Below are 22,420 nucleotides of genomic sequence, written 5' to 3'. Positions count from 1 at the left end.
GGTCGCGACGCCGGCCGGCGGCCCCGATTCTCCGGGGGCCGGCCCGAAGCGTGATCGGAACGGGACCGTGATGGACTGGGACAAGCTGCGGATCTTCCACGCGGTCGCCGATGCGGGCAGCCTCACCCATGCGGGCGAGACCCTGCATCTGAGCCAGTCCGCCGTCTCCCGCCAGATCCGGGCGCTGGAGGAGGAGGTGGGCGCGACGCTCTTCCACCGCCACGCGCGCGGGTTGCTGCTGACCGAGCAGGGGGAGCTTCTGTTCTCCGCGACGCGGGAGATGACCCGCACGCTGGACGGCGCCTCGGCGCGGATTCGCGACGCCAAGGACGACGTTTACGGAGAGCTTCGGGTCACCGCGACCATCGGCTTCGGCACGCTCTGGCTCACCCCGCGGCTGGAGCGGCTGTTCGACGTCTATCCGGATCTGTCGGTGGACATGACCCTGACCGAGACCGTGCTCGACCTGCCGATGCGCGAGGCCGACGTGGCCATCCGGATGCGGGAGCCCAACCAGGCCGACCTGATCCGGCGCAAGCTGTTCTCGGTCGTCATCCGCTTCTACGCCTCGCGGGATTACGTCGCCAAGCACGGCTCGCCGAACACGGCCGAAGAGCTTCTGTCCCATCGCCTCGTGGCCCATTCGCCGGGCCTGCCGCAGGTGGCGGCGGGGGAGGTGTTCCTCGGTCCCTATTTCGCCTCGGCCAAACGGCGGGTGACGGTGAACAATTATTTCGGGCTCTACGCCGCGGCGCGCAGCGGGCTGGGGATCTGCGCCCTGCCGGACTATCTGGCGCGCGGCACGGACGATCTGGTCTGCGTCGCCCCCGATCTGCATTCCGAGCCGACGGCGGTCTATTTCGTCTACCCGACGGAGCTTCGCCGCTCCAAGCGGGTGGCGGTGTTCCGTGATTTCGTGCTGGCCGAGCTGGAGCGGGACGGGCTGCTCTCCACCTGAATCGGGGGGCGGAGGGCGCTTTCTTCGCTGTTGCGCAAAAGCCATGCGTTTTGGGCAAACCCCCTTTGCGTGACCGATTGCGACACGGCTTTCGCTTGCGCAGCGAAACCACCGTCTCTATATCCCCGGATGTGGACGGAGCGATGCCGCGCCTGTGGCGCCACCGCGACGGACACACCTCCCTGTTGGACTTGGCCGGGCGTTCGCGTCCGGCTTTTTTTTGCCTGCGCCTCGGCAAGGGTATGAAGCCGCTGCGAAAGATCTGCGTGATCGGCGCGTGGGGGTCTGTGGCGAAACTGTGTCAAAAGTCACGCGTCACTGTGGCGCCGCTTCGCGATGCTTCGTGAATCCCTGTGAAAACGCGCGCGCCGCGGCGGGTCGAACCGCGGGTCTCCGCCGCCGCGCGCGCCTGCGGGAAACGTTTTTCCGACCCCGAACGACAACGCGCGCCCGGAGCCTCCGGACGCGCGTTTTCGCTTGCATCGGTCCCGCCGGGACGGCGCCGGAGCGACTCAGTACCAGAGCGTCCGGTCGCCGTCGTCCAGCCCCTTGTAGAGGCCCGCGACCTCCTCGCCGTAGCCGTTGTAAAGCTGGGTCGGGATCTCGTCCCCGGTGGCGAGATCGCGTTCCTCGGCCTGGCTCCAGCGGCGATGCGGGACCTCGGGGTTCACATTGGCCCAGAACCCGTATTCCGAGGCCTGGAGCTGTTCCCAGTATCCCACCGGGCGTTCCGCGACGAAGCTGATGCGGACGATGGATTTGGCAGACTTGAACCCGTATTTCCACGGCAGGTGCAGGCGCATGGCGGCGCCGAACTGCTTGGGCAGGACCTTGCCATAGGCGCCGACCACCATGAAGGGCAGGGGGTTCTTCGCCTCCTCGATGGAGACGCCCTCGGTATAGGGCCAGGGATACCAGGACTGGCGCAGGCCGGGCATGGAGTCCTTGTCCGCCAGCGTCTGGAAGCGGACGTATTTCGCCTCCGACGTCGGGCCGGCGTATTTCACCAGATCCGCGAGCGGGAAGCCGATCCAGGGCGCGACCATGGACCAGGCTTCGACGCAGCGGTGGCGATAGATCCGCTCTTGCACTGGCATTTTCGCCAGCAGGTCCTCGAGCCCGATCCTGCCGGCGTTCTCGGCCAGTCCGTCGATCTCCAGCGTCCACGGGTCGGTGGGCATTTCCTGCGCCGCCTGCGCGATGCCCTTGTGGGAGCCGAACTCGTAGAAATTGTTGTAGGCGCCGGTGATCTTCTCCGCGGTCACCGGGCGGCCGGCATCGGCGTAGGCGGGATCGAGCGGCGGTTTCGGGGTCCAGTCGGTCCCGGCCTCGCGCGCGTTGGCGGGCAGGGCGGGCAGGGCGGCGGAGAGCGCCCCGAACCCCATCGCGGCCAGCGCCTGGCGACGGTTCCAGAACAGGCTTTCCGGCGTCGCGGCGCTTTCCGGCAGGCGCCAGCTTGGGCGGCGGTGATAGATCATGGCGCGGGCTCCCTTGGCGTCTGCTCCCGGCCTGAACATAGGCTCCGGGCGCGGGCCGGTCCAATCACGCCCCGTCGTGATCGCGGGAGCGATTGTTTCAGCCGAATCCCGGCGCGGCGATCCCCTGAAGAGCCAGCAGCGCGGTGAGGTCCGAATGGTCGAGCCGCGCGTCCGCCTTCTCCGCCAGCGCCGGCTTGGCGCGATAGGCGACGCCCAGCCCCGCGGCCTCGACCATGGCGAGGTCGTTGGCCCCGTCGCCCACCGCGATGGCGTCGGCGGGCGTCAGGCCGCGCTCGGCGGTCAGGGCATTGAGCGCCTCCAGCTTGGCCTCACGGCCGAGGATCGGGTCGGTCACCTCCCCGGTCAGTTTGCCGTCGGCGACGATCAGCGTGTTGGCGCGGGCGAAGGCGAAGCCCGCGGCCTCGGCCACCCGGTCGGCGAAGAAGGTGAACCCGCCCGAGACCAGCGCCGTCATCGCGCCGCGCGCCGCCATGGTCCGCACCAGCGTCTCGGCGCCGGGATTGAGCGTGATGCGCTCCGCCCAGACCCGGTCCAGCGCCTCCACCGGCAGATCGCGCAGCAGGGCCACGCGGGCGCGCAGGGCGCCCTCGAAATCCAGTTCGCCCTGCATGGCGCGCTCGGTGATGTCGGAGACCTGGGGGCCGACGCCGGCCAGATCCGCGATCTCATCGATGCATTCGACCGGGATGATGGTGCTGTCCATGTCCGCGATCAGAAGCGGCTTCTCGCGGTTGGCGGCGGGAACCAGGTTCGCGTCCACGCCCGTGAACCGCGTCCGGGCGGCGGCCAGCGCGTCCGGCCCGCAAGGCAGGTCGGCGGCGCCCGCCCCCAGCCTACGGGCGGGCGCCCCGGCCAGGTCGGAGGCGGCCGCGAGCAGATCGTCGCCCAGCGGCGCGGCGGAGGTCAGGACGAGGAAATGGGAGCTCATGCGCAGGCGGTCCGGTCAGGTCATGAAGACGCCCGGCGGCGGGGAGCCGTCGGGCGTCGTTTGCGTCGAGGCGCTCGCGCCCCGCCGGGGGCGGGGCGAGGCGACGGCCGGCCTCAGGCCAGCGCCGCGATCGGGCTGCGCGGGGCGTCGGAGCGGCGGTCCTTCTCCAGCTCCTCGGCCAGCAGGAAGGCCAGCTCCAGCGCCTGGGCGGCGTTGAGGCGGGGATCGCAGGCCGTGTGATAGCGCGAGGCGAGATCGGCCTCGGTCACGTCATGCAGACCGCCGGTGCACTCGGTCACGTTCTGGCCGGTCATCTCGAAATGCACGCCGCCGGCATGAACGCCCTCGGCCTTGCAGATCGCGAAGAACTCCCCGACCTCGCCCTGCACCCGGTCGAAGGGTCGGGTCTTGTAGCCGGTGGCGGCCTTGATGGTGTTGCCGTGCATCGGGTCGCAGGACCAGATCACCTTGCGGCCCTCACGCTCCACCGCCCGGATCAGGTCGGGCAGGTGATCGCCCACCTTGCCGGCCCCGAAACGGTTGATCAGCGTCAGCCGGCCCGGGATGTTGTCCGGGTTCAGGCGGTCGATCAGCTCCAGCAGCCCGTCGGGCGTCAGCGACGGCCCGCATTTCAGGCCGATCGGGTTGATCACGCCGCGGCAGAACTCGATATGCGCGCCGTCGGGCTGACGGGTGCGGTCGCCGATCCAGATCATGTGGCCCGAGCCCGCGACCCACTGGCCGGTGATCGAATCCTGGCGGGCCAGCGCCTCCTCATAGGGCAGCAGAAGCGCCTCGTGGGAGGTGTAGAAGTCCACCCGCTGCAGCTTCTCCTCCGTCGCCTGGTCGATGCCGGCGGCGGTCATGAAGTCCAGCGCCGAAGAGATCCGCTCGGCCAGCGCATAATAACGCTCCGATCCGGGCGTGCCGGCGGCGAAGCCCAGGTTCCAGGCGTGAACCCGGTGGATGTCCGCGAAACCGCCCTGGGAGAAGGCGCGCAGCAGGTTCAGAGTGGCCGCGGACTGCAGGTAGGCCTGCGACATGCGGGCGGGGTCGGGCTCCCGCGCCGCGGAGGTGAAGTCGAAGCCGTTGATGATGTCGCCGCGGTAGCTGGGCAGCGTAGTCTCGCCCACGGTCTCGGTGTCGGCGGAGCGCGGCTTGGCGAACTGGCCGGCCATGCGGCCCACCTTCACCACCGGCATCGAGGCGCCGAAGGTCAGCACCACCGCCATCTGCAGCAGCACCCGGAACGTGTCGCGGATGTTGTCGGCGCGGAATTCCGCGAAGCTCTCGGCGCAGTCGCCGCCCTGGAGCAGAAAGGCCCGCCCCTCGGCGACCTCGGCCAGGCGCGCGGTCAGGGCGCGGGCTTCGCCGGCGAAGACCAGCGGCGGATAGGACGCGATCTGGGCCTCGGTGGCGGCCAGCGCCTCCTTGTCCCGATAGACGGGCATCTGGAGGGCGGGGCGGTTGCGCCAGCTGGTTTTGGTCCAGGCGTCGGCCATCGGATCGGTTCCTTGCGCAGATCGTGTCGCCGGACCGCGCGCGGCTCGCGCGGGGGGCGTTTCACGGGTCGTGTCGGGGGGCCGCTATAGCCGGAACGCCGGGGTTTTCCAAGGGTCGCGCGCCCGATTGGCGGGTCGTAGTCAAGCCTGACGTTTCGCCGCGCTGCAACAGGGTGCGGGCGCGCGGGCCCCGTTGCGCTCCGGCGCGCGGGTTGGGGGCGGAAGCGCGACGGCGTCCCGACGCTCGTCTCATGCCCGCGGGGCCGCGCGACGGGCGCCGGCCTTCCGCCTCCCCCGCGCCCCCCCGCGAACGGAAAACCCCGGCCGCGAGGGCCGGGGTTCCGATGGCGTCTCCGTCCGGCCGCCGGCCGCGTCGGGCCGGGGCCGTGCGGTTCAGGCCGCGCGGCGACGGCGGCGGGCGGCGACGCCCATGATCCCGAGACCGGCGGCCAGCAGGGGCGCCGCGGCCGGCAGGGGGATGTCCGCGGTCTCCAGCGAGTAATGCGCGGAGCCTTCGTTGATGAAGTTGTAGAACTCGCTTCCGCTGGAGACGATCACGTCGATGGACAGCTCGATCCAGTCGTCACCGAAGGTCAGCAGCTCGGAATAGGGATCGCTGGCGGCGTCGTTGATCAGGTCGCCTCCGTCCTGCACGACCGAGATCAGCTTCTGGCTCTTGGAAAAGCCGATATCGGTGATCTGGATGAGCAGCGTCTCGAAATCCGTCGCGCCGCCCTCATGGGTGAGCGTGAAGCCCAGCCCGTCGGTGTCGAAATCCACCTCGATGGCGCCGCCGAAATCCTCGGGGTTGGAGATCTCGTCGGCGACCGACAGCTCCGGCCCGATCCCGAAGGGCTCGGAGAGCGCCTGCAGAACCATCGGCCCGGTGGAATAGGAGGGGTTGTCGAGTTCTTCGTAGAAGTCGGCCGAGACCGGGACGGCGCCGGCCTGCGAGGTCGCCAGCAGCGCGGCCGCCACGGCGAGGGGAAAAATGTGTGCGGTCAGTCTCATGTAACGCTGGAACCTCGATACGCGCTGGGGGACGCCCGGATTCAGGCGGATTGTGAAACCTACCATTAACCAGATCGCCCCGCAGGAAAAGGCGTTCATGCGCGAATCTGCGCGCCGCGCGCGGCCGCAGGGCATGTGTTGACCCAGGGTAACACTCCGCGGCGGCGCCTGGCGTCGCGGGGCCGGGCCGGCCTTCGCGGCCGCTTCGCGCCGGCGATGCGGCGCCCCCCCGCGGGCCGTTCCGCCTGGCGCCGGCGCGGGGGCGGCGCGGCGCGGCGGGCGCGGGGGCGTGAAACCGGCTCACGCCGCGCGGGAATCGGCTTGACGCAGCCTCCGCCTGCGGGCAATCGGCGACGGCATGAACGCGCGTCAAAGCTCCGCTCGGCCCACGCCGTCCTCCCCCGCTCCCGCGGGCCGGGACGCAGCGCCGGCGCGCCTCAGCTTCCTCATGCTCGACCGGTTCTCGTTGCTGGCCTTCGCCTCGGCGATCGAGCCGCTGCGCCTGGCCAACCACGTCTCGGGCCGCGAGCTTTTCGCCTGGAAACTGCTGAGCGAAACCGGCGGCCCCGTCGCGGCGTCCTGCGGGATGCGCACCGCGGTCGACGGCGCGCTGGAGGAGCTGCCCCGCGGCAGCCGCCTGATCGTGTGCGGCGGGCTGGACGTCGCCCGGGCTACCTCGCGCGGGGTGCTCAACTGGCTGCGCCGGGAAAGCCGGCGGGGCGTGGCGATGTCGGCGGTCTGCACCGGGGCCTTCGCGCTGGCCAAGGCCGGGCTGCTGGACGGGCGCCGCTGCACCATCCACTGGGAGAACCAGGACGGCTTCGCCGAGGATTTCCCCGATGTGGAGCTGACCGACCAGATCTTCGTGGTCGACGGCGACGCGATGACAGCCGCCGGCGGCGCCGCGGCCGGGGACATGATGCTGCGGCTGGTGTCGATGGCCCACGGTCCCGACATCGCCGGCATGGTCGCCGACCAGATGGTCTACACCAACCTGCGCGGCGACGAGGACCACCAGCGCCTCTCGGTCCCCGCCCGCATCGGCGTGCGCCATCCCAAGCTCTCCCGCGTCATCGACCTGATGAACGGTCATATCGAGGAACCCGTCTCCGCCGCGCGGCTCGCCTCCGAAGTCGGCATGTCGACCCGCCAGCTCGAACGCCTGTTCCGCCGCTATCTCGACCGTTCGCCCAAGCGCTACTACCTCGAACTGCGGCTGGAGAAGGCGCGCCGGCTGCTGCTTCAGACCGACATGTCGGTGATCTATGTGGCGCTGGCCTGCGGCTTCACCTCGCCCTCGCATTTCTCCAAGTGCTACCGGGCGCATTACAAGCGCACCCCCTACCGGGAACGCGGCGTGTCAGCCCCCGGTCCCGCCGCGCAGGCCGCCGAGGCGCACGCGGCGATGATGCTGGCCGGCGGGCCGGGACCGGAGATGTCGGCGGGCGAATACTACGACGAGACGGTCGAGGATTTCGACGCGCTGGGCTTTGACGACGAGATCGGGGACGACGAGAGCGGGGACGATGAGAGCGGGGACGATGAGAGCGGGGACGGGCACGGCGGGGAAGGGGAGGCCGGGGACGGGACCAGCGGGACCGGGGCGGGCCGCGGGGCGTGAGCCCCGGCGCCCCCAAACCGCCACGAAACCCGGCCAGGCTGCGCCCCATGCGATCGCCGACCTCTCTTCGCGCCGGCCATGCGCTCGGCGTCCGTCTCCCGGCCCTGGCCATGGGCCTCGCCGCCGGGCTCGCCTGGGCGTCGCTCGCCGCCGGGGCGGCCGCCGCGCAATCCTCGCCCCCCTCCCCCGACCCGTCCCCCGACCCCTCCGCCGGAAGCTCCCCCCGCATCTGCCTGCCCGGAGAGCCCGCCTGCCTCGACCCCGAGGCGTTGATCCGGCTGGTCCACGACATCGCCTTCGGGCGCGAGGACTTCCGGCTTCCCGGCGACGCCCGCCACTTCTCCGACCACCGCCTGCGCCGTTTCCCCCGCGGCCCGGTCCCGGTCGAGGTCTATTCCGACGACGGCGCCATCGCCGGCAATCCCAAGTTCTGGGAGCCCTTCCGCATCCTCGCCCAGCGCCTGCCGGGCATCACCGGCCTGCGCCTCGCGCCCCGCGCGCAGGTGGAGCTGTGGGAGGCGCCTCCGGGCGTCATGGTCTTCGTCGGCACCCGCGGCTACCTGCGCGAAAGCCTGGCCACCCTCGCCCGCATCTCGGGAACCGACCCGGCCCGCGCCGAGGCCCGCTTCGACGCGCTGGCCGAACCGTTCCTGCGCCGCGGACGGCCGGTCTGCTTCGCCGAGGTCCGCTTCCGCTCGGCGCTTTCGGCCGAAGTGGCGTTCTCGGTGGTGGCGCTGGAATCCTCGCCCGCCCTCTCGGAATGCGTCTATGAGGAGATGCTGCAGGCGCTCGGCCCGATCAACGACAGCCGCCGGATGCGGGAGACGCTGTTCAACGACGCGGCCCGGGTCGGCGCGCCGACCGCCTATGACTGGCTCGCCTTCGCGGTGATCTACGACCCGCGCCTCGTCACCGGCATGACCGAGGCGGAGGCCGCGCCGATCATCGCGCGCATCGTCGAGGGCTACGTCTCCCGCCCCTGAGGCCCGCCGCTGAGGCCTGCCCCGGCGGCGTCAGAGCCCGGCGATCCGTTCCAGCTGCGCGATGGTGGCGTCGAAGGCCGCGCACATGTCGGCCTTGCCGGCGCCGCCCATGGCCTTGGCGAAGGAGCTTCGGCACATGTCGCGCGCCGCGCGCAACTGCACGAGCCGTTCGCGCGCCGCGGCCGGGGTCATCGCCTGACCGGCGCCGAAGCCGGGCAGGCCCGCCAGGCCGCCGGCGGGGTCGGGCGGCGCGATGCTGGGCAGCCGCGCGATGCCGGGCCGCGTGGCCGCGCCCGGGTCCTGCGCGTCGCCGGATGGCGGGATCGGCGCGATCACCCTTGCGGCGGGGGCGGGCGCATCGGGATCGGACGCGCGCCCGGCGGTGGGCGGCGTGGCGGGGACGGCGGCGGGCGCGGCGCGGGTCAGCCGCAGCCGCCCGAATTCCCGCGTGGCGGCCGAGGACGCGCCGGCCGGACGCTCCCGCATGTATTCGCCCCAGACCCTGTCCGTCTGCGCCGGCGCCACGGTTTCCGCATCGGGGCCAGTATCGGGGGTCATATCGGAGGCTGCCGCCTGCCCATCCTCGGCGGCGGCGAGCGCCTCCGCCACGGCGCCGCCCAGCGCCCCGGGCTCGGGCGCCATCACCCGCGCCACCATGCGGCCGGCGCCGGCCTCGCTCCGCTCTTCCCAGACCAGGGTCAGCACGCCGGCCTCGCATCGCCCCTGGACGAGGCGCACGGGAAACGGCTCCGGCTGGATCGGCCAGCGCCGCTCGGCGAGCGCGAGGGACGGGCGGCCGCCCGTCGCACCCACCCGCCACAGCGCCTGCGCGTCCCGGGCCGACAGCCGCGCCACGGCGACCGCGCCGCCGGCGGTTTCGGGCAGAAGCTGGGCCACCCAGTCGCCGCGCAGCGCCGTGGGCGGGCAGGCGGCGGCGGCCGGAGCCCCCGCCCCAGACCCATTCTCAGTCCCGTTCCCAGCCCCTCCAGCCCCCGCCGCGTCTGACGGGGCCGACGGATCCGCCTCCGGGCCGGACGGCGTTGCGGCGACGGGGCCGAGCGCCTCGGCCAGCGCCTCCGCCATCGCCTTCGCCTCGGCGGCGGCGCAGTGGCGGTCGATTTCGGCATCGGTGAAGCCGCGCCCGATAAGCGCGCGCACCTCGCCCGCATCGCAGGCCCGCGCCGCGCCGGGCAGGGCGGCCGCCCCCGCCAGGACCAGCGCCACCAGCGCCGGGGCGGCGAGACGGCGGAGCGGCGGGCGGAGGATACGCATGGCACGGGTTCCGGAACGGGCGAAGGACCGCGCGACGATGGCCCGACCCGCCGCCCCTTGCAAGCCGGGCCACGGGCGGCGTCCCGCCCGGGATCGCGTCGCGGGCGAGGCGCCGCAGCCGCGCCGGCCGCGCCCGGACCCGTTGCGAAAAGGGTCAGGCGGCCAGACGCTCCACCAGCCGGCGCATGAAGGCCTCCCCGGCGTCGAGCTGGCCGATCTCGATGAACTCGTCGGGCTGGTGCGCCTGGGCGATGTCGCCCGGCCCGCAGACCACCGTCGAATAGCCGGCCCCCTGGAACAGCCCCGCCTCCGTGGCGTAGCTGACCGCGTGGGAGGCGTTGTCGCCGGTCAGCGCGCGCACCAGCGTCTCGGCCGCGCCGCCCTCCTCCACCGCGCAGCCGGGGATGTCGGCCTTGACCTCGATCTCGATGGCGGCCTCGGGGCGGATCTTGCGCAGCTCGGCCTCCATGCGGGCGGCCTCGGCCCGGATGGCGGCGAGGTAGGTCGCGGTGTCGTCGGGCGGGCAGGGGCGCACGTCGACCGAGAACCAGGCGTTGGCCGCGGTGATGTTATGCGCCGTGCCGCCCCGGAACTCCCCCACATGCAGCGTGGTGAAGGGCGGGTCGAACAGCTCCGCCCCCGCCAGCGGCGCGGCCTGCGTCTTCGCCTGCAGGTCGTCGATCCAGGCCACCAGCCGCGCGGCGGTCATCACCGCCGAGACGGACTTGTGGCGCAGGGACGAATGCATCTCGTGCCCCCGCACCCGCACGATCAGTTCCAGGATCCCCTTGTGGCCGGTGACGCAGGCCATCCCCGTCGGCTCGCCCACGATCACCGCGGAGGCCCGCGGCAGCCCCGCCGCCATCGCCGCGATCAGCGGCGGGGCGCCGTGCATCCCGTCCTCCTCATCGTAGCTCAGCGCGATCTGCAGCGGCCGCTTCACCCCCGCCTTCAGCGCCATCGGCAGGGCGCAGAGCGCCAGCGCGTCGAACCCTTTCATGTCGCAGGAGCCGCGGCCGAAAAGCCTGCCGTCCCGCTCCGTCAGCGTGAAGGGATCGGTCGTCCATTTCTGGTCGGTGACCGGCACCACGTCGGTATGGCCCGAGAGGATCACGCCCCCCTCCACCGCCGGGCCGACCGAGGCGTAAAGCGCCGCCTTGTCGCCGGTCTCGTTGGGGATGACGGTCGCCTCGATCCCCCATTCGGCCAGCCAGTCGCGCACGAAATCGATGAGCGCAAGATTCGATCCGGTGCAGGTCGTGTCGAAGCCGACCAGCTTCTCGAGCATCTCGCGGGGGGTATAGGCGCGGGGCATGGGGGCTCCGAAAGCGGTGGGACAGGGGACGGCCTGGGCGGAACGGCGGAACGGCGGGCAACGCCATTCCGCCGCCCCGCAGGGGCTCAGCCGGCGGCGAGGCGGGCGGCGGCGACGGACACCAGCATAGAGGCGCCCAGCGGGATCACGTCGTCGTCGAAGACGAAGCCGGGATTGTGCAGGGGCACATCGCCCTTGTGGCCCACGGTGAAATAGACGCCGGGGGCGGCTTTCAGCATGTCGGCGAAATCCTCGGAGCCGGTGGCGGCCTCGGATTGCAGCGACACGCGCTCGGCCCCGGTGATCTCGGCGGCGATGCCGGCGACCACGTCGGTGAGGTTCACGTCGTTCTCCAGCACGGTGAAGACGTCGCGGATATCGACCTCGATCTCCACCCCGAAGGCGACGGCGAGGCCGGCGGACAGCTCCCGCATCCGGTCGCGCATCCGGTCGCGCGCCTCGTCGGAGAAGAAGCGCAGGGTGCCCGAGAGCGTGGCGGTGTCGGGCACCACGTTATAGGCGGCGCCGGAATGGATCTGGGTGATCGACAGCACCGCCGCCTCATGCGGAGGGGCGTTGCGCGAGCGGATGGTCTGAAGCGCCTGGGCGAGCGCGGTGGCGACCATGATCGGGTCTTTCGAATGCTGGGGCGAGGCCCCGTGCGAGCCGACGCCCTGGATGCGGATGTCGAAGAAATCCGCGCCCGCCATGGCGACGCCGGGCTTGATGCCGACCACGCCTTCGTCGGTATAGGGGGAATTGTGCAGCCCGTAGACCTCATCGCAGGGGAAGCGGTCGAAGAGCCCGTCCTTGATCATGGCCCGGGCGCCGCCGAGGCCTTCTTCGGCGGGCTGGAAGATCACGATGACCCGGCCGGGAAAGTCGCGGGTCTCGGCCAGCCGCTGGGCGGCGGCGAGCAGCATGGTGGTGTGGCCGTCATGGCCGCAGGCATGGGAGACGCCGGGCACGGTGGAGCGCCATTCGAGATTGGTGCGCTCCTCGATCGGCAGGGCGTCCATGTCGGCGCGCAGGCCGACGGTGCGGCCGGGGGCGTTCCCTTCGATGACGCCGACCAGCCCGGTGCCGCCGATGCCGCGATGCACCTCGATGCCCCAGCCCTCCAACATGCCGGCGACGATGCCGGAGGTGCGGACCTCCTCGAAGCCGATTTCGGGGTGGCGGTGAAAGTCGCGGCGGATGGCGGCGAATTCGGGCAGGCGCTCGGCGATCTCGGGGATGACGGGCATGGGGGCTCCGGGGTTGGTCGGGCGGCGGGGGGTGGTCGTGCGGAGGGGGCGCGGCGGGGCGCGGTCGAGCATTGGTCGCGCCTCGGTGGGGACGGGTCAAGTGCTGCGGCGCCGAAATCCCCGGACGGACCGGAACCGGAGGGGGCGACGGCGGGCTGGGCGGAGGGGCCGGGGAGCGCCGCGTCGGCGCGCCCGCCCGGTGGCGCGGAGGCGCCCGCGGCGCGCGGAGACGGGGGCGCCTGCGGCACGGCTTCCCTATGGCAAGCCGGGGGACGGCGGCGCGGCCGGGGGGAATGACGGGGGGAATGAGGCGTGCGCCGGGCCGCGCGTTCGGCCCCCCGCAGGGCCCCGGACGGACCTCCGCGCCGGAGGGGGGCGAAGGGCGGCGGCGCGGCCTGGTCCCACGGTCGCGCGCGCCGCGGGCGCCCCGGCGACGCGCTCGCGACGGGGGGCGCGGCGCTCCCCTCGTCTCCGCCCTCGCCGTCCCCGCAGGGGGGCGGGCCCTCCGTGCTTTCGGGAAACGGCCCGTCCCGCCCCCGGCGACGCCATGCCTCTCGCCTCCAGGCCCGCGAAGTCCCATGTTAGGGAGCCCGACCCGACTTGACCCGACGCAGAAGCGGAGCCGAAGATGACCGATCCCAATCCCGCCCCCGCCCCCGATCCGGAGCTGGTGGCGGCCCTCGTCGCCGACATCCGCGCCCGCGCCCCGTTCCGCGATCCCGGCGAGGTCGCGATCCCCGACAAGGCCGCCGCCTATGCCGTGCAGGCCGCCGTCGTCGCCGCCCTCGCCCCCGACCATGGCGGGATCGGCGGGCGCAAGATCGCGTGGAACTGGCCCGACCAGATCGCCTCCCAGGGGCTGGGCGAACCCGCCGCCGCCTGCGTGCTCGCCGACATGATCGTGCCGAGCGGCGTCGCCCTCGAAGCCGCCGACTACCGCAGCTTCGCCATCGAGCCGGAGATCGCCGCGGTCCTCAAATCCCCCCTCGCCCCACGCGAGGGCGGCCATGACCGCGCCTCCGCCGCCGCCGCCGTCGGCCGCTTTCACCCCGCCTTCGAATTCCTCGACCCCCGCGCCGGCAAGGGGCCGCGCCCCTTCGCCATCGTCGCCCAGAACATCAATTCCCGCGGGCTCGCGCTCGGCGGCCCCGGCCTGACGCCGGACGAGGTGGACGACGGTTTCTGGACCGGCCTGCGCAGCCTCGTGACCCAGGACGGCGAGACCATCCTCGACGTCACGCCGGGCTGGCCGATGCACCCGCTCGACTCGGTCGCCTTCCTCGCCAACCGCTTCAACGCGCTCGGCCAGACGCTGGCGGCGGGCGAGACGCTGCTGCTCGGAACCCACCTTCCGCCCCGGCCCATCGCCGCCCCCGCCTCGCTGCGCTTCGAGGCCGGCGCGCTCGGCGCCGTCGCCTTCACCCTCGCCTGAGGACTTCCCGCCCGCATGCCTTTCGCCCCCGACGTCTTCCGCCATTGCCCCGGCCTCGAAGGCCGCATCCAGGACCCGGAGACCTCGCGCTTCCGCGACATGGAGGCCCGCATCGCCGAACTCGACGCGCAGATCCGGGTCGACGGCGGCGACCCCGACTGGCGCATCCCCGACGACATGCGCGAGGCCACCCGCCACGCGCTGCTGGACGGGCGCGGGGGCGAGGATCTGTGGGTCTTCGGCTACGGCTCGCTGATCTGGGACCCGGCGATCCACGCCGCCGAATTCCGGCGCGCGCGGCTGGCCGGGTTCCGGCGGGCCTTCTGCCTGCATCTCGAAGGCGGACGCGGCTCCCCGGACGCGCCGGGGCTGATGGCGGCGCTGGACGCGGATCCCGGCCATGCCTGCGAGGGCGTGGCGATGCGGCTGCCCGCCGCCATCGCCGACGAGGAGACGCGGATCATGTGGATGCGCGAGATGATCGCCGGCACCTATCACCCCGCGATCGTGCCGCTGGAGACGCCGCAGGGCCCGGTGGAGGCCATCGCCTTCCTCGCCGACGCGCGGCATGAGCGCTATGTGGGCGACCTCTCCCAGCGCGAGCGGGCGTCGCGGATCGCGGTGGCCGAGGGCCGGCTGGGCACCAACCGCGAGTACCTGGAGAACCTGCTCGACAGCCTGCACGCGCTGGGCATCGACGACCCCGAGATGACCGAGCTGCTGCGCATGGTCCGCGAGGCCGCCGGCGAGGCGCCCGTGGCCTGAAGACGCCGCCTGGCCGCGCGCGGGGGGAGCGCCGCGTCGACCTCGGCGCCGCTGTCGAGGCCCCGCCCGCGGCGCGCGGCGAGGGGGGCGCGCCTGTCAGGCGTTGCCATGCCCGAAGCGCCGCGCGGGGGCGGAGGGGGAGACGGGGGGGACGGAGACGGCGCCGCAAGCGCCCGCGGTTCCGCGCGCCGCGGGCGCCCGGGTGAAACCCGCGTCCGGTCGGTCGCGGCGCCTTGGGCGGGCCGCCTTCAGGCGCTCCGGACATTCTCCAGCACATAGAGGCGGATGGCGGTGGCGAGACCGACATCCGGCGGGCGCGCCTCGTCGATCTCCACGGCCAGCGCGTTGATCGCCAGCCCCCGCGCCGCCGCCAGACCCCGGAACGCCATCCAGAAGTCGGGCTCCAGCGTCACCGAACTGCGATGCCCGCGCAGGGTCAGCGAGCGCTTTTCGGGCGGGGCGTAGTCGGGATGGGTCTGCGCCCGGTCGCCGGCGGCGGCGGCGGCGGCCACGGGCGGGGGATCGGCCTCAGGCGCCGCGTCCGGCGCCGGCGCGCTCGGGTCAGTCACGCTCGTCCGGCCCCGCCGATCCCGGCGCGTCGTCGGCGCCCGTATCGGGGTCCGTCTGGGGGTCCGGCGCCTCGCGATCCCGGCGATGACCGTCGAGCCGCCGCGTCTCCAGCGACGTCACCGCCGCATCCAGCCTTCGCGCGGCCTTGGAGCGGCCATGCTTGACCGCGTTGGCGTCGCCCTCGCGCCGCGCCGCGTCGCGGGCCCTGCGCTTGCGCGCCTGCCTGAGATTGAGGATGTCCGCCATCGGGCTCTCCCGTCCTCGCCTGCCGCCATTCGCCGCCAATCTGAGCCCGCTTCGCCCCGCGCACAAGGGCGCGATCCGACGTTTCGCGCCCTTGCAACCGTCCCTGTTCGAACCGATTTTTCCCGAAGCGCGCGCCCGCGCGCCTCTCCCGACCCGAACTGGACGCGCCCATGACCCGCCCCGCACGCCTCCCTCGCCCCGCCGGCCTCGCCGCGCTGCTCGCAGCCCTCGTCCTCGCCGGCTGCTCGGGCGATATCGAGATCGGCCCCCCGACCCACGGCACCAGCATGTCGCAACGCTGAGCCGGTCCGCGGGCGGGCCCCGCGCAGGCCGCGCCCGTCAGAGGTCCCTGGCGTAGAACACCCGCGACAGCCCGTTCTCCTCCCGCCGTCCGGTCTCGAGATAGCCGAGGCGGGGGTAGAGCGCCTGGTTCTCGGTCATCGCGGCGTTGGTGTAGAGCACGACCCGCGCGAAGCCGCGCGCCCGCCCCTCCGCCTCCGCGAAAGCGATCAGCGCCCGGCCCAGCCCCCGAGGGCCGTCGGGCGCGCGGGCCACGTTCTCGATCATCCAGTCAGGGCCCTCGGGACGGGCGACCGCATAGCCCAGAAGCCCCAAGCCGTCCCTCCCGCCGCCATCGGCCCATTCCGCCGCCCAGACCCGCCCAGCGGCGATGTCGGCGGGGAAGTCCTGGCGCATCGGCGGCGGCTCGAACCCCAGCCGCGGAACATAGGGCGCGTAGGCCGCCCGCGCGATGGCGGCGAGCGCCGGGGCGTCGGCCTCGACCGCGGCACGCATGACGAAGGCCTCAACGCCGAAGGGCGGCGCCGAAGCGCCGCCCCCCGAATCCTGGTCCGCCCAATCCCGGTTCGCCGAGTCCCGGTTGGCGGCATCCCGCGCCTCGGTCACGCGACCCTCACTTCGGGCCGATCATGTCCTCGGGACGCACCACGCGGTCGAAGGTCTCCGCGTCCACGAAGCCCAGCGCGATCGCCTCTTCCTTCAGGGTCGTGCCGTTCTTGTGGGCGGTCTTGGCGACCTTGGTGGCGTTGTCGTAGCCGATGGTGGGGGCGAGCGCGGTGACCAGCATCAGGCTCTCCTTCATCAGCTTCTCGATCCGGGCCTCGTTGGCCTCGATGCCCACCACCATGTTGTCGGTGAAGGCCGAGGCCGAGTCGCCCAGAAGCTGCATCGACTGCAGCACGTTGTAGGACATCATCGGGTTGTAGACGTTCAGCTCGAAATGCCCCTGCGAGCCCGCGAAGCCGATGGCCGCGTCATTGCCCATGACATGCGCGCAGACCATGGTCAGGGCCTCGGCCTGGGTCGGGTTGACCTTGCCCGGCATGATCGAGGAGCCCGGCTCGTTCTCCGGCAGGATCAGCTCGCCCAGACCCGAGCGCGGGCCGGAGCCCAGCAGGCGGATGTCGTTGGCGATCTTGAACAGGCTCGCCGCCACCGTCTTCAGCGCGCCCGAGAACATGACCATCGCGTCATGGGCGGCCAGCGCCTCGAACTTGTTGGGGGCGGTGACGAAGGGCAGGCCGGTGATCTCGGCCATGTTCGCGGCCACGGCCTCGCCCCAGCCCTTCCGGGTGTTCAGCCCGGTGCCGACCGCGGTGCCGCCCTGCGCCAGCTCGTGGATGTCGGGCAGGCAGGCCTCGATCCGCGCGATGCCCTTGGCGACCTGGTGGGCGTAGCCGGAGAACTCCTGGCCCAGCGTCAGGGGGGTCGCGTCCTGGGTATGGGTGCGGCCGATCTTGATGATGTCCTTGAAGGCCTCCGACTTGGCCTCCAGCGCCGCGTGCAGCTTGCGCAGGTTGGGCAGCAGCCCGTCGCGGGCCTGCATGGCGATGGCCACATGCATCGCGGTGGGGAAGGTGTCGTTGGACGACTGGCCCATGTTGCAGTGGTCGTTGGGGTGCACCGGCTTCTTGGAGCCCATGGTCCCGCCCAGCATCTCGATGGCGCGGTTGGAGATCACCTCGTTGGCGTTCATGTTGGACTGGGTGCCGGAGCCGGTCTGCCAGACCACCAGCGGGAAGTTGTCGTCGAACCTGCCCTCGATCACCTCCGAGGCGGCGGCGATGATGGCGTCGGCGATCTCCGCCTCCATGTCGCCATTGGCCTTGTTGGCCATGGCGCAGGCCTTCTTGACCACGCCCAGCGCGCGGATGATCGGGACCGGCTGCTTCTCCCATCCGATGGGGAAGTTGATGATCGAGCGCTGGGTCTGCGCGCCCCAGTACTTGTCCGAGGGAACCTCGAGCGGGCCGAAGCTGTCGGTCTCGGTGCGGGTGGCGGTCATGGGCGGAGCCTCCTGGCGTGGAATTCCGGGCGACGAGGGCGCGGGTCGCGGTCCTGGGTCCCGTTCGCGGGCGGCGCGCGGGCGTCGCGGCTTCGTATACTGTCGTGTGCAGTCAGCGGCAACGGGGCGTCGCGTAAAATGCGCCGCCCCCGCGCGTCTGCGGGGCGGAGCATTTCACGGCGCGGGGGCCGGTCTCAAGCGCAATCGCGTCGCGCGCCGGGCGCGCGCAGCGAGTCGTCGGGGCAGGGCGAGATGCGCCGACAGGGCTGGCGCCGGTGCGTCGAGGCCGGAAGGGCCGGCGTCGGCGTATTCTCGCCGCGTCGCCCAGTCCCGGCCCGCGCCGACCCGGCCCGACCTAGGCTCAGGACTTGCGGAACCGGTCCAGGCTGACCACTTCGCCGCCGCCGGCGGGGCGGGGCTTTTCGCCGCCGCCGGGGCCGCCATCGGGGCCGTCGCCGTCGTCGTCCTCATCGTCGTCGAAGCCGCCGGGGGCGGTCAGCAGCACGCCGTCCTCGTCGTCCTCGTCGCCCTCCTGCGGGTCGAACTTCAGGCCGAACTCGGCATGGGGGTCGACGAAGGTCAGGATGGCGTCGAAGGGCACGGTCAGCATCGCCGGCCGCTCGGAAAAGCTGAGCCCGACCGAGAACCGCTCCTGCGTCACCGCGAGGTCCCAGTATTCGTGCTGGAGCACGATGGTCAGCTCCTCCGGATACTGGGCGGCGAGCCAGTCGGGCATGGACACCCCGGGGTGCGAGGTGTCGAAGCTGACATAGAAGTGGTGCTCCCCCGGCAGGCCGGTTTCGGCCGCGACGCCCAGCGCTTCGCGCACCACGCCGCGAAGCGCGTGCTGCATCAGGCGGCCGTAGTCGAGGGGGTCGGAGCTCATGCGTATATCCCGGCGGCGAAGGAGAACGGGCCGACCTTATCCGATTCGGCGGCAGGTGGAAGGCGGAGCGGCGGGTCGCGCGGCCCGCCCCCGCCAGACGCCGGAGAACCTTCGGTCGACAGGGGTTTGCAAAGCCTTAACGCCGGGGCGACGCGAGCGAAACCCGTCCGGCCGAGAACCATGCCCTCCGCGCCGCGCCCCTGCGCCGCAGGCTGAGGCGGGTCGCGGGCCCGGGCCGGGCGTCTCGGGCCGGGACGGGAACGGCGCGCCGCGTCCCGAAAAGGCGCAGCGGGGCCGGATGCCGGAGCTTGTCGCCGGAACAGATCGGAAGGGGGGGATTAGTGCAGGCTTCTGTTGCCAGGCGCCTGCGAGCCCCGCCCTGAACGGCTAAGCCCAGGGACTTGAAGTTCGGTGGTTTAAGCTGCGTTACGCAGCGACGGCCACCGGAGCACGGTTGTCATTGGCAACTGTACAATTTGAGCCGGTAACGGTGGCATCCTGCCGAGCGAAAGCTAACACCTTTAGACGTCCGTCGATCCTGTTTCGGCCCCTCGCTTCCCCGAACCCCATCGTCAATGACCGATGGCAGGGATATTGGTGGAGCCGCCGGGTACCGCCCCCGGGTCCGAGCCGCTTATTACGTGCGCGTTTATCGCCATAGTCCCCCGGATGGGAGACAGAGCTTATATAGCCCCCCGACCCGCCCATGAAAAGGGGCGCGGCGGGGGAAAACCGCGAACATGTCGCGGGGGTTGGTTCAGGGGTTGGCTCGGGGGCGGGCCGCCCGGCGCGGATCAGCGGGGGCGGAATCCCGCCATCCACGTCTCCATCGCCGCGCGGTGGATCTCCAGCGAACGGGCGACGGCGGGCAGGGCGGAGGCGGCCTCCACCCAGGCCTCCACCCGGGGCGGCGCGCTCACCGGGCGCGCCATCTCCGCCCCCAGCATCCGCGCCATCTGCACCGTGCAGGGATAGGCGATGTCGGCGAAGCTCGGGGCGGCCCCGGACAGCAGCTGCGCCGGGGCGTCGAGCTCGTCCAGCCGCATCAGCGCGGCCTCGATGGCGGCGCAGGCGGTCTCGACGGTCTCGGGTTCGGCCCGCCAGTCGCGCTTGACCACCGGGAACAGCGCGCGGGTCGCGGCCTCGACGCGCTGGTCGTGAAAACCCAGCAGGGCGCGGACGCGGGCGCGGGCCAGCGCGCCCTCGGGCAGCAGCGCGGGGGCGGGCGCGATCTCCTCCAGGAACTCCAGGATGGCGTTCGATTCGTGCAGGGGCGCCCCCTCCGCAGTCAGTCCGGGCACGGAGCCCGCCGGCACGATCGCCCGGTAGTCCGCCGAGCCGTAGCCGCCCGGCGGCGTGCGTTCCTCGAAGTCCAGGCCCTTGAAGTCGAGCGCGATGCGCACCTTGGCCACGAAGGCGGAGACGGCGACGCCGTAGAGAACCAGTTTCAAGCGGGAGGATCCTTCCGTTCGGGGGCGGCGGGGCGGGTGAGGCGCGATCCCGACAGAAAAAGCACGCGGCCGCCCCGGACGCCAGCAGGCGCCGCGTCGAGCGCGCGCTTGCGGCGCCCGCCCGCCCGCGGCGCGCCGAGACCGTGCGCAGGCTTCAAGGTCGCCGGTCGCGAGCGCGCCCCGCAGGCCAGACGGCCCCAAGCCGTTTCGCTCGTGCCTCCGGCCCCGGCGACCTCCGCCACCCTCGCCCCGGGTTCCGCGCGCCGCGGTCGCGCGCATTCCGCCCGCGGAACCTATGCGCGGCGCCTCCGACCTCTCCGCCGGCGCCGCGCCCGAGGGTGGAGACGGGCGCGGGGTCAGGGGCGGGCCTCAGCGCTCGTCGGCGCCCTCGGGCGGCTCGGAGACCAGGATCGGCATGCGGTCGGTGAAAAACCAGGTCAGCCCGTATTCCACCGGCCGCCCCGCGCCGTCCGCGCTCAGGCTCTCGGCGCGCAGCAGCGGCGTCGCCTCGGGCGCCATCAGGTGATGCGCGATCAGCGCCCCCGCCCGCTGCGCCGTCATCCGGGTCCACAACCGCGTGTAGTCCGGCACGCCGCCGCGGGCCAGCGCCTCGGTCACCGACCCGCTCTCGCGCAGCGCGTCGAGGAAGCGGGGCAGGGGCTCGGCCGGGTAGACCGAGCGCGAATAGGCCACCGGCGCCCCGTCCAGCGTGTTCAGCGTCTCGGTGACATGCACCCGCCCGTCGCGGCGCAGGGCCAGCATCTCGGCCTCGGCCTTCGACGGCGCGACGGTCTCCAGCCGCAGGAACCGCCGCTCGGGGCTGCGCCCGGCCGCCTTCAGCGAGGCGGTGAAGCGCGGCCGGCGCGAAATCGGGTAGTCGGTCGCGGCATGGGTGACCACCGCCCCCGCGCCGCGGCGCACATGCACCATGCCCGCCTCCGACAGCGCCGCCATGGCCCGGCGCAGGGTGTGGCGGTTGACCCCGAAACGCGTGGCCAGCGCCGTCTCCGAGGGCATGCGTTCCCCCGTCGCCCAGCGTTTGCCCTGGATCTCGGCCGCCAGCACGTCGCGGATGCGCGCCCAGAGCGGCTGGTTCGGGTCGGCGGCCTCAAGCCCCGGCTCCGGCGCCGGGACCCCGCCCGTTTCGCCGCCCGCCTCGCCGCCCGTCTCCTCTCGCGCTCCCCCCCCGCCCGGAAGCTCGCGGGGCGGCCCGTCTGCGCCGACTGTCATGTGAACGTCACCCTTTTCAGATTGAAACCTCGTCCTGTCAGGTCCATACCATATTTGTGCAGTTATCTAGTTGGCTAGACAAAAAAGCGACCTGTCGACATGAATGATCCAGACGCTCCCCCCTCGCCGGAGATCGAGGCCCGCAAGGCCTGGATGTCGCTGCTGGCCAAGGCGCCCGAAGCGCGCCTCGAAGCGCTCTGGTCCGCCGCGGGGCTCGCGCCCGAGCACGCCTGGCTGCGCCCGCCCGAGGCCGGCGCGGTGATGCTGCGCGGCCGGGCCGGCGCGGTCGGCGCGCCCTTCAACCTGGGCGAGATGACCGCCACCCGCTGCGCCCTTCGCCTCGCCTGCGGAACCGTCGGTCACGCCATGGTCCAGGGGCGCGGCAAGGAGAAGGCGCGCATCGCCGCGCTCTGCGACGCGCTCATGCGGACCGAGGCCGCCCCGACGGTCCGCGCCGCCATCCTAGACCCGCTGGCGCAGGAGGCCGAGGCCCGCGCCGCCGCCCGCGCCGCCCGCGCCGCGGCCACAAGGGTCGAGTTCTTCACCATGGTTCGCGGAGAGAACGCATGACCGCCGCTCCCGGCTCCGCCCCAGTTCCCGTCCCCGTTCCCGCCCCCGGCTCCGCGCTGGAAGGCGGCTTCGCCCAACCGCCGCTCGACGCCGCCCGCGCCTTCCGCGCGCTGCTCGACGCGCTGTCCCGCCCCGGCCGCATCAACCGCCTCCCCGGCGCGACCCCGCCCGCGCCGTTCCCCGAGGCCGCCGGCGCGCTCGCGCTCGCGCTCTGCGACGGCGAAACCCCGGTCTGGCTCGCTCCCGAGCTGCGCGCCCCGGACCTGCGCGCCTGGCTGACCTTCCACTGCAACGCCGCGCTGACCGAGGACGCGGCCGAAGCGGCCTTCGCCTTCGGCGCCCCCGCGGCGCTGGCCGAGGCGCTCGACGCCTTCTCCATCGGCTCCCCCGAATATCCCGACGCCTCCGCGACCCTCGTGGTCCTGCTCCCCGGTTTCGAGGGCGCGCCCCTGACCCTCGCCGGCCCCGGCATCGACGGCGCCGCGACACTGACGCTCCCCGAAGCCGTCGCCGCCCTCCACGCCCCCAACCGGGCGCTGTTCCCGCAGGGCCGCGACCTGTTCCTCGTCGCCGGCGACCGGGTCGCGGGCCTGCCGCGCACCACCCGCATCACGCGCAAGGAGGGCTGA

At 72.7% G+C, this 22,420-nt stretch carries 21 protein-coding genes, 1 other RNA gene and 1 pseudogene; 8 read left to right on the top strand and 15 right to left on the bottom strand.

Going from position 1 to position 22,420, the window contains the following annotated elements; genetic code table 11:
• The first annotated feature begins 70 nt into the window (after positions 1 to 70).
• Positions 71 to 958: a LysR family transcriptional regulator gene (locus BLV24_RS04955; protein ID WP_092679986.1), complete on the top strand. Its 888-nt coding sequence runs from the start codon at positions 71 to 73 to the stop codon at positions 956 to 958.
• Positions 959 to 1,470: 512 nt separating this feature from the next.
• Here BLV24_RS04955 and msrP read toward each other — a convergent pair.
• The 4 genes from msrP to BLV24_RS04935 all read right to left on the bottom strand — a co-directional run bounded on the left by msrP (position 1,471) and on the right by BLV24_RS04935 (position 5,898).
• A complete protein-coding gene (gene msrP / locus BLV24_RS04950; RefSeq protein ID WP_092679985.1) occupies positions 1,471 to 2,436 on the bottom strand; it encodes a protein-methionine-sulfoxide reductase catalytic subunit MsrP in 966 nt (321 codons plus the stop codon).
• A gap of 97 nt (positions 2,437 to 2,533) precedes the next feature.
• Entirely contained in the window at positions 2,534 to 3,385 is an 852-nt protein-coding gene (gene serB / locus BLV24_RS04945; protein ID WP_092679984.1) for a phosphoserine phosphatase SerB, read from the bottom strand.
• A 113-nt stretch (positions 3,386 to 3,498) separates the two neighbouring features.
• Entirely contained in the window at positions 3,499 to 4,887 is a 1,389-nt protein-coding gene (locus BLV24_RS04940; RefSeq protein ID WP_092679983.1) for a class II 3-deoxy-7-phosphoheptulonate synthase, read from the bottom strand.
• 393 nt (positions 4,888 to 5,280) lie between these two features.
• Complete coding sequence (locus BLV24_RS04935) at positions 5,281 to 5,898, bottom strand: PEP-CTERM sorting domain-containing protein (RefSeq protein ID WP_143040216.1); 618 nt, start codon at positions 5,896 to 5,898, stop codon at positions 5,281 to 5,283.
• A gap of 358 nt (positions 5,899 to 6,256) precedes the next feature.
• Between BLV24_RS04935 and BLV24_RS04930 the strand changes: the two are divergent.
• Both BLV24_RS04930 and BLV24_RS04925 read left to right on the top strand, forming a co-directional pair.
• Positions 6,257 to 7,270 (top strand): annotated as a pseudogene (locus BLV24_RS04930) (GlxA family transcriptional regulator); the annotation flags it as partial.
• A 296-nt stretch (positions 7,271 to 7,566) separates the two neighbouring features.
• Positions 7,567 to 8,502 (top strand): DUF2927 domain-containing protein, encoded by a 936-nt coding sequence (locus BLV24_RS04925; protein ID WP_092679980.1) that lies wholly within the window; start codon positions 7,567 to 7,569, stop codon positions 8,500 to 8,502.
• A gap of 30 nt (positions 8,503 to 8,532) precedes the next feature.
• Here BLV24_RS04925 and BLV24_RS04920 read toward each other — a convergent pair whose 3' ends face one another.
• From BLV24_RS04920 to BLV24_RS04910, 3 genes are all read right to left on the bottom strand, one after another.
• Positions 8,533 to 9,774: a hypothetical protein gene (locus tag BLV24_RS04920; protein ID WP_092679979.1), complete on the bottom strand. Its 1,242-nt coding sequence runs from the start codon at positions 9,772 to 9,774 to the stop codon at positions 8,533 to 8,535.
• A 154-nt stretch (positions 9,775 to 9,928) separates the two neighbouring features.
• The gene (gene argE / locus BLV24_RS04915; protein WP_092679978.1) at positions 9,929 to 11,089 is read right to left on the bottom strand and encodes an acetylornithine deacetylase; all 1,161 of its coding nucleotides are present in this window, start codon (positions 11,087 to 11,089) and stop codon (positions 9,929 to 9,931) included.
• Between the two features lie 86 nt (positions 11,090 to 11,175).
• Positions 11,176 to 12,336, bottom strand: coding sequence for a M20 aminoacylase family protein (locus BLV24_RS04910; protein WP_092679977.1), 1,161 nt, complete (start codon positions 12,334 to 12,336; stop codon positions 11,176 to 11,178).
• Positions 12,337 to 12,964: 628 nt separating this feature from the next.
• Between BLV24_RS04910 and BLV24_RS04905 the strand changes: the two genes are divergently transcribed.
• Together BLV24_RS04905 and BLV24_RS04900 are read left to right on the top strand one after the other, a co-directional pair.
• Positions 12,965 to 13,768, top strand: a complete 804-nt coding sequence (locus BLV24_RS04905) for a hypothetical protein (protein ID WP_092679976.1) — start codon at positions 12,965 to 12,967, stop codon at positions 13,766 to 13,768.
• 15 nt (positions 13,769 to 13,783) lie between these two features.
• Positions 13,784 to 14,533 (top strand): gamma-glutamylcyclotransferase, encoded by a 750-nt coding sequence (locus BLV24_RS04900; protein ID WP_092679975.1) that lies wholly within the window; start codon positions 13,784 to 13,786, stop codon positions 14,531 to 14,533.
• A gap of 248 nt (positions 14,534 to 14,781) precedes the next feature.
• Here BLV24_RS04900 and BLV24_RS04895 read toward each other — a convergent pair whose 3' ends face one another.
• Both BLV24_RS04895 and BLV24_RS04890 read right to left on the bottom strand, forming a co-directional pair.
• The gene (locus BLV24_RS04895; protein WP_092679974.1) at positions 14,782 to 15,045 is read right to left on the bottom strand and encodes a ribbon-helix-helix domain-containing protein; all 264 of its coding nucleotides are present in this window, start codon (positions 15,043 to 15,045) and stop codon (positions 14,782 to 14,784) included.
• 49 nt (positions 15,046 to 15,094) lie between these two features.
• Complete coding sequence (locus BLV24_RS04890) at positions 15,095 to 15,349, bottom strand: DUF4169 family protein (RefSeq protein ID WP_092679973.1); 255 nt, start codon at positions 15,347 to 15,349, stop codon at positions 15,095 to 15,097.
• A gap of 170 nt (positions 15,350 to 15,519) precedes the next feature.
• Here BLV24_RS04890 and BLV24_RS22775 point away from each other — a divergent pair, with 170 nt between their 5' ends.
• Entirely contained in the window at positions 15,520 to 15,651 is a 132-nt protein-coding gene (locus BLV24_RS22775; protein ID WP_281242879.1) for a hypothetical protein, read from the top strand.
• 37 nt (positions 15,652 to 15,688) lie between these two features.
• On the opposite strand, the gene BLV24_RS04885 is transcribed toward BLV24_RS22775, so the two are convergent.
• The 6 genes from BLV24_RS04885 to phnF form a co-directional block, all read right to left on the bottom strand.
• Entirely contained in the window at positions 15,689 to 16,144 is a 456-nt protein-coding gene (locus BLV24_RS04885) for a GNAT family N-acetyltransferase (protein ID WP_092680275.1), read from the bottom strand.
• A gap of 118 nt (positions 16,145 to 16,262) precedes the next feature.
• Positions 16,263 to 17,654, bottom strand: coding sequence for a class II fumarate hydratase (gene fumC, locus BLV24_RS04880; RefSeq protein WP_092679972.1), 1,392 nt, complete (start codon positions 17,652 to 17,654; stop codon positions 16,263 to 16,265).
• Positions 17,655 to 18,015: 361 nt separating this feature from the next.
• Positions 18,016 to 18,540, bottom strand: a complete 525-nt coding sequence (locus tag BLV24_RS04875) for an SspB family protein (RefSeq protein ID WP_092679971.1) — start codon at positions 18,538 to 18,540, stop codon at positions 18,016 to 18,018.
• A 340-nt stretch (positions 18,541 to 18,880) separates the two neighbouring features.
• Positions 18,881 to 19,257: a transfer-messenger RNA gene (gene ssrA / locus BLV24_RS04870) on the bottom strand.
• A 77-nt stretch (positions 19,258 to 19,334) separates the two neighbouring features.
• A complete protein-coding gene (locus BLV24_RS04865) occupies positions 19,335 to 19,991 on the bottom strand; it encodes a glutathione S-transferase family protein (protein WP_176954620.1) in 657 nt (218 codons plus the stop codon).
• A gap of 369 nt (positions 19,992 to 20,360) precedes the next feature.
• Positions 20,361 to 21,221, bottom strand: a complete 861-nt coding sequence (gene phnF, locus BLV24_RS04860) for a phosphonate metabolism transcriptional regulator PhnF (RefSeq protein ID WP_092679969.1) — start codon at positions 21,219 to 21,221, stop codon at positions 20,361 to 20,363.
• Positions 21,222 to 21,320: 99 nt separating this feature from the next.
• Between phnF and phnG the strand changes: the two genes are divergently transcribed.
• The gene (phnG, locus tag BLV24_RS04855; protein ID WP_092679968.1) at positions 21,321 to 21,791 is read left to right on the top strand and encodes a phosphonate C-P lyase system protein PhnG; all 471 of its coding nucleotides are present in this window, start codon (positions 21,321 to 21,323) and stop codon (positions 21,789 to 21,791) included.
• Entirely contained in the window at positions 21,788 to 22,420 is a 633-nt protein-coding gene (gene phnH / locus BLV24_RS04850) for a phosphonate C-P lyase system protein PhnH (protein ID WP_092679967.1), read from the top strand. The genes phnG and phnH overlap by 4 nt, the downstream gene beginning before the upstream one ends.

The organism is Albimonas donghaensis (assembly GCF_900106695.1).
Taxonomy (GTDB): Bacteria; Pseudomonadota; Alphaproteobacteria; order Rhodobacterales; family Rhodobacteraceae; genus Albimonas; species Albimonas donghaensis.
The sequence above is the reverse complement of the archived record's forward strand: the minus strand, read 5'-3'. Positions and strand labels throughout refer to the sequence as shown.

What these genes read in the sequence shown, in the direction of transcription:
- BLV24_RS04925 (WP_092679980.1), top strand. Translation starts at nt 7,567, where the DNA reads ATGCGATCGCCGACCTCTCTTCGCGCCGGCCATGCGCTCGGCGTCCGT.
- BLV24_RS22775 (WP_281242879.1), top strand. Translation starts at nt 15,520, where the DNA reads ATGACCCGCCCCGCACGCCTCCCTCGCCCCGCCGGCCTCGCCGCGCTG.
- serB (WP_092679984.1), bottom strand. Translation starts at nt 3,385, where the DNA reads ATGAGCTCCCATTTCCTCGTCCTGACCTCCGCCGCGCCGCTGGGCGAC.
- argE (WP_092679978.1), bottom strand. Translation starts at nt 11,089, where the DNA reads ATGCCCCGCGCCTATACCCCCCGCGAGATGCTCGAGAAGCTGGTCGGC.
- phnG (WP_092679968.1), top strand. Translation starts at nt 21,321, where the DNA reads ATGAATGATCCAGACGCTCCCCCCTCGCCGGAGATCGAGGCCCGCAAG.
- BLV24_RS04890 (WP_092679973.1), bottom strand. Translation starts at nt 15,349, where the DNA reads ATGGCGGACATCCTCAATCTCAGGCAGGCGCGCAAGCGCAGGGCCCGC.
- BLV24_RS04905 (WP_092679976.1), top strand. Translation starts at nt 12,965, where the DNA reads ATGACCGATCCCAATCCCGCCCCCGCCCCCGATCCGGAGCTGGTGGCG.
- BLV24_RS04935 (WP_143040216.1), bottom strand. Translation starts at nt 5,898, where the DNA reads ATGAGACTGACCGCACACATTTTTCCCCTCGCCGTGGCGGCCGCGCTG.
- BLV24_RS04955 (WP_092679986.1), top strand. Translation starts at nt 71, where the DNA reads ATGGACTGGGACAAGCTGCGGATCTTCCACGCGGTCGCCGATGCGGGC.
- fumC (WP_092679972.1), bottom strand. Translation starts at nt 17,654, where the DNA reads ATGACCGCCACCCGCACCGAGACCGACAGCTTCGGCCCGCTCGAGGTT.
- BLV24_RS04885 (WP_092680275.1), bottom strand. Translation starts at nt 16,144, where the DNA reads ATGCGTGCCGCGGTCGAGGCCGACGCCCCGGCGCTCGCCGCCATCGCG.
- phnH (WP_092679967.1), top strand. Translation starts at nt 21,788, where the DNA reads ATGACCGCCGCTCCCGGCTCCGCCCCAGTTCCCGTCCCCGTTCCCGCC.
- phnF (WP_092679969.1), bottom strand. Translation starts at nt 21,221, where the DNA reads ATGACAGTCGGCGCAGACGGGCCGCCCCGCGAGCTTCCGGGCGGGGGG.
- BLV24_RS04920 (WP_092679979.1), bottom strand. Translation starts at nt 9,774, where the DNA reads ATGCGTATCCTCCGCCCGCCGCTCCGCCGTCTCGCCGCCCCGGCGCTG.
- BLV24_RS04875 (WP_092679971.1), bottom strand. Translation starts at nt 18,540, where the DNA reads ATGAGCTCCGACCCCCTCGACTACGGCCGCCTGATGCAGCACGCGCTT.
- BLV24_RS04940 (WP_092679983.1), bottom strand. Translation starts at nt 4,887, where the DNA reads ATGGCCGACGCCTGGACCAAAACCAGCTGGCGCAACCGCCCCGCCCTC.
- BLV24_RS04900 (WP_092679975.1), top strand. Translation starts at nt 13,784, where the DNA reads ATGCCTTTCGCCCCCGACGTCTTCCGCCATTGCCCCGGCCTCGAAGGC.
- msrP (WP_092679985.1), bottom strand. Translation starts at nt 2,436, where the DNA reads ATGATCTATCACCGCCGCCCAAGCTGGCGCCTGCCGGAAAGCGCCGCG.
- BLV24_RS04910 (WP_092679977.1), bottom strand. Translation starts at nt 12,336, where the DNA reads ATGCCCGTCATCCCCGAGATCGCCGAGCGCCTGCCCGAATTCGCCGCC.